This window comes from Zoogloea sp. (genome assembly GCF_041911615.1).
Classification (GTDB): Bacteria; Pseudomonadota; Gammaproteobacteria; order Burkholderiales; family Rhodocyclaceae; genus Zoogloea.
Genome location: NZ_JAYROR010000117.1, coordinates 1 through 3,794, shown reverse-complemented (window position 1 = coordinate 3,794; position 3,794 = coordinate 1). Strand labels below are relative to the sequence as shown.

Below are 3,794 nucleotides of genomic sequence, written 5' to 3'. Positions count from 1 at the left end.
GGCGCCGGCGCCGGCCGTCCACGCCCCCACCCCGGCGGCCGTGACGCCGCCACGCTTCGACGCGGCCTACCTTTCCAACCCGGCGCCGCCCTACCCCTCGGCCTCGCGCAAGATGGGCGAGGAAGGCCGCGTGCTGCTGCGCGTTCAGGTGGGCGCCGACGGCCGCCCGACCGACGTGAGCGTGGTCAGGAGCAGCGGCTACGACCGCCTCGACGACATCGCCCGCGAGACCGTGCTGCGCAGCTGGCGTTTCGTGCCTGCGCGTCAGGGCGACCAGCCGGTGGCCGGCGCGGTCAAGGTTCCAATCGACTTCACCCTCTCTTCCGCTTCCTGAAAGGCAAACCCATGACCGATACCACTTTCAGCCTGGCCCGCATCTGGGCCCAGGGCGACGGCGTCTCCCACGCCGTGGCCGTGATGCTCATCCTCATGTCGCTGGCCTCCTGGTCGGTGATGCTCGTCAAGGCGTGGAACCTCGTCCAGCTGCGCCGCATGAGCGCCGGCGCCAAAGCCTTCTGGCACGCCACCAGCTTCGAGGCGGGCATGACTGCGCTGGCGCCCGCAACGGCCGACAATCCCTTCCACGATCTCGCCAGCCGCGGCACCGAGGCCGTCGGCCACCACGCCAGCCACCGGGACGAGCTGCATGGCGTGCTGGGCCTCAACGACTGGCTCACCAGCACGCTGCGCCAGTCCATCGACGACACCACCGGGCGCCTTCAATCCGGTCTGTCGATTCTCGCCTCGGTCGGCAGCACGGCGCCCTTCGTCGGGCTGTTCGGCACGGTGTGGGGCATCTACCACGCCCTGGTGGGCATCGGCGCCGCCGGGCAGGCGACCCTCGACCAGGTCGCCGGCCCGGTGGGCGAAGCACTGGTGATGACCGCCGGCGGCCTCGCGGTGGCGATTCCGGCCGTGCTCGGCTACAACGCCCTGGTGCGCGGCAACAAGGAAATCCTGGGCCGCCTCAAGCACTTCGCCCACGATCTGCACGCCTACCTCGTCACCGGCGGCAAGGTGCGCAAGCACGGCTCCAGCGTGCATCCGCTGCCCAGCCGCAAGGAGGCGTGATGAGCTTCCAGACCCACGATTTCGGTGGCGACGAAGGCGAGGTGATGTCCGAGATCAACATGACGCCGCTGGTGGACGTGATGCTGGTGCTGCTCATCATCTTCATCATCACCGTGCCGGTCATCAACCACGCCGTGAAGCTCGACCTGCCCAAGGCCAGCAGTCAGCCCCAGGAGATCAAGCCCGAGAAGGTGCAGGTGTCGGTGCGCGCCGACGGCTCGCTGGCCTGGAACGGCGAATCCCTCGACGCCGACGCGCTCGAATCCCGCCTCGCCGCCAGCGCGGCGCGGCAGCCGCAGCCCGAGCTGCACCTGCAGGTGGATCGTCACGCCGAGTACGACCACGTGGCCCGGCTGCTCGCCGCCGCCAGCCGCAACGGGCTCGGCAAGGTCGCGTTCGTCACCGAGCCGGGGCGAGCGCAATAAGCCCGGGCGACGCCTGTCGCCCCAAAAAGAAGAGGCCGGACCGGGGATCGCCCCGCTCCGGCCTCGTGCATGGGTCGCCCGCGACGCTCAGTGGTGCGCGCTCTCCGGCACCCCGGCGTCGGCGCCCACCGAGCGCTCGCCGGCCCACAGCGAGACGCGGTTGCGGCCGGTCTGCTTCGACTGGTAGAGCGCATTGTCGGCCTGATCGATGAGTTCGGCCGGGTCCTTGGCGCCGTTGCGGATCGACGCGACGCCGAAGCTCGAAGTGATGCGGATGCCCGGAATGTCGCGGATCGCGGCGCCGGCGTTGCTCTCGATCAGCGCGCGCAGGCGCTCGGCCACGTCGAAGGCCTGCTCGGGCGTGGCGCGGGGCAGCATGATGCAGAACTCCTCGCCGCCGTAACGGCACAGCATGTCCACTTCGCGCAGGTCGGTGCCCAGGCACTTGGCCACCGACTTGATGACCAGATCGCCCACCGCGTGGCCGTAGCGGTCGTTGAAGGACTTGAAGTGGTCGATGTCGGTCATGATGCAGCACACCTCCTCGCCGGCCGCCTGGAGTTCGGCGTAAAGCGGATCGGCCGCGCCGAAGAAGGCTCGGCGGTTGAGGCAGCCGGTCATCGGGTCGCGGGTGGCGAGACGGTGCAGCTCCTCGTTCTGGCGGCGGATTTCCTCCTTCGAGGCTTCCAGATCCACCAGCGTGCCGAGCAGTTGGTCGTTGATGCGGTGGAGCATCGTCACGTCGGCGAAGTTGACGAGGCAACCCCGCAGGCGGCCGTGGCCGTCGAGAATCGGCGAGCAGCCGACGATGGCGCGCAGCGGCTCCTCCTCGCCGGGGCGGGCGATCTCCAGGGTCTCGTCGTCGCTGTTGGTGCGACGCTCCATGGCCCTGACCCAGGGATACGGGTGCTCGGGCGTGACGTGAAAACCTTCCACCAGCCAGGTCAGCTCGGCCACCGGACGGCCAGTCATGTCCTCTTGGGCAGCCGGGTGGAAGCTGCGCAGGGCTTTGTTGGCGAGCACCACACGGCCCTGCTTGTCGAGCACCATCACCCCTTCGGCCAGGGTGTCGAAGGCGGTGCGCACGCGGTCGGGAATCGCCTTCGCCGGATCGAGGTATTCGAGCACCCGGCGCAGGTAGAGGTAGAACGCCAGGAAGCTGCCGAGGCCGATGCACAGCAAGGCCAGCAGCGTCGGGTAGGTGAGCCATTCGACGACGGTTTCGGGCAGCACCGAGTGGAAGGCCAGCTCGACCTCGCCCCAGGGCTTGCCGTCGGAGAGCACCGGCACCCGCAGCTGGGAGAGGGTCGACGAGCCGTCCTCGGGCGGATGCCAGGACGCGGCGTGGTCGCCCGCCTGGGCCACGACGCCGACGCCGTCCTGGCGCACCGCCACCGAGCGCAGCGCCTTGTTGCGCCCGCGCACCTCGGCCAGGGTGAGCTGCAGGGTCTTCATGTCGCCGGACTGGATCAGGGTGGCCACCTGCACGGCGAGGCTTTCGCTGATCTGCTGGCGCACCTGACGGGCCAGCTCGGCCCGGTCGGGGATCAGTCCGAAGGCCAGGTCGGCCGCCATCAGCAGCGACAGCAGCAGGGCCACCAGGCCGAGGGAGATCCGCGCGACGGGGTTGAGGGTCGGCAGTTCGAGCTTCACGCGCCGCCCCTCGTCACGTCGCGGTCGTCGAACACGTCGGCAGCGGCCATTTCGTCTTTTTCCATTTCGTCATCCATCGTTTCGCCCCAGTCGCCGCCCTCCTCCTCGTCCTGCGGGCCGAGCACCGGCAGCGGATCGAAGGTGCGCCAGGCCGGGGCCGCCATCAGCAGGCTGGCGACCAGGCCGCCGGCGCGGGTGGCCCACCACACCGCCCCCACCGACAGCGCGATGCCCGACAGCTCGGCGGCGTTGAGCACCACCCGCACGTCGGCGTAGGCGTCGTCGTCGAGGGGCGGCAGCTTGGCCTTCTCGACGCTGGCCTGGCGGGCGCTGGCCGCGCTGGCGGCGGTGCGCTTGTCGTCGCTGCCGAGCATGAATTCCATCAGCGGGCCTTCCGAGCCCGCGCCGAGGGTCAGGGTGATCTGGGCGCGGTTGATCTTGACCAGCGACGCATCGGTGGCGAAGCGCCGTACCGCGCCACCGCCCGACACGTCGCCGACGAAGCGCGGCGCCTCGGCCGGTACGTCGAGGCCCCCCGGCGCACGGGCGGTGGTGCCCGGCGCCGGGGCCAGCGCATCGGCGAGCCCCACCGCCGGTTTGCCGGCGGGCTTGACGGGATCGGTGGCGGAGGGGGTGGCAGTCGTC

Annotated in this window: 5 protein-coding genes; 3 read left to right on the top strand and 2 right to left on the bottom strand. The window is 70.4% G+C overall.

Going from position 1 to position 3,794, the window contains the following annotated elements:
* The 3 genes from ACE3P2_RS15180 to ACE3P2_RS15170 form a co-directional block, all read left to right on the top strand.
* Positions 1-334: energy transducer TonB (locus tag ACE3P2_RS15180; RefSeq protein ID WP_374265933.1), on the top strand; the 334-nt coding region annotated here is incomplete at its 5' end.
* Positions 335-345: 11 nt separating this feature from the next.
* Positions 346-1,071 carry a MotA/TolQ/ExbB proton channel family protein gene (locus ACE3P2_RS15175; RefSeq protein ID WP_374265931.1) on the top strand — a complete coding sequence of 242 codons (726 nt, stop codon included), beginning with the start codon at positions 346-348 and terminating at the stop codon, positions 1,069-1,071.
* The gene (locus ACE3P2_RS15170; protein WP_374265929.1) at positions 1,071-1,496 is read left to right on the top strand and encodes an ExbD/TolR family protein; all 426 of its coding nucleotides are present in this window, start codon (positions 1,071-1,073) and stop codon (positions 1,494-1,496) included. Before ACE3P2_RS15175 ends, ACE3P2_RS15170 begins: the two co-directional genes overlap by 1 nt.
* An 87-nt stretch (positions 1,497-1,583) precedes the next feature.
* Here the strand turns inward: ACE3P2_RS15170 and ACE3P2_RS15165 are convergent, their stop codons facing one another.
* The gene (locus ACE3P2_RS15165; protein WP_374265927.1) at positions 1,584-3,149 is read right to left on the bottom strand and encodes a diguanylate cyclase; all 1,566 of its coding nucleotides are present in this window, start codon (positions 3,147-3,149) and stop codon (positions 1,584-1,586) included.
* A partial coding sequence (locus ACE3P2_RS15160) for a hypothetical protein (protein WP_374265925.1) occupies positions 3,146-3,794 on the bottom strand: 649 nt, incomplete at its 5' end. The genes ACE3P2_RS15165 and ACE3P2_RS15160, both read right to left, overlap by 4 nt.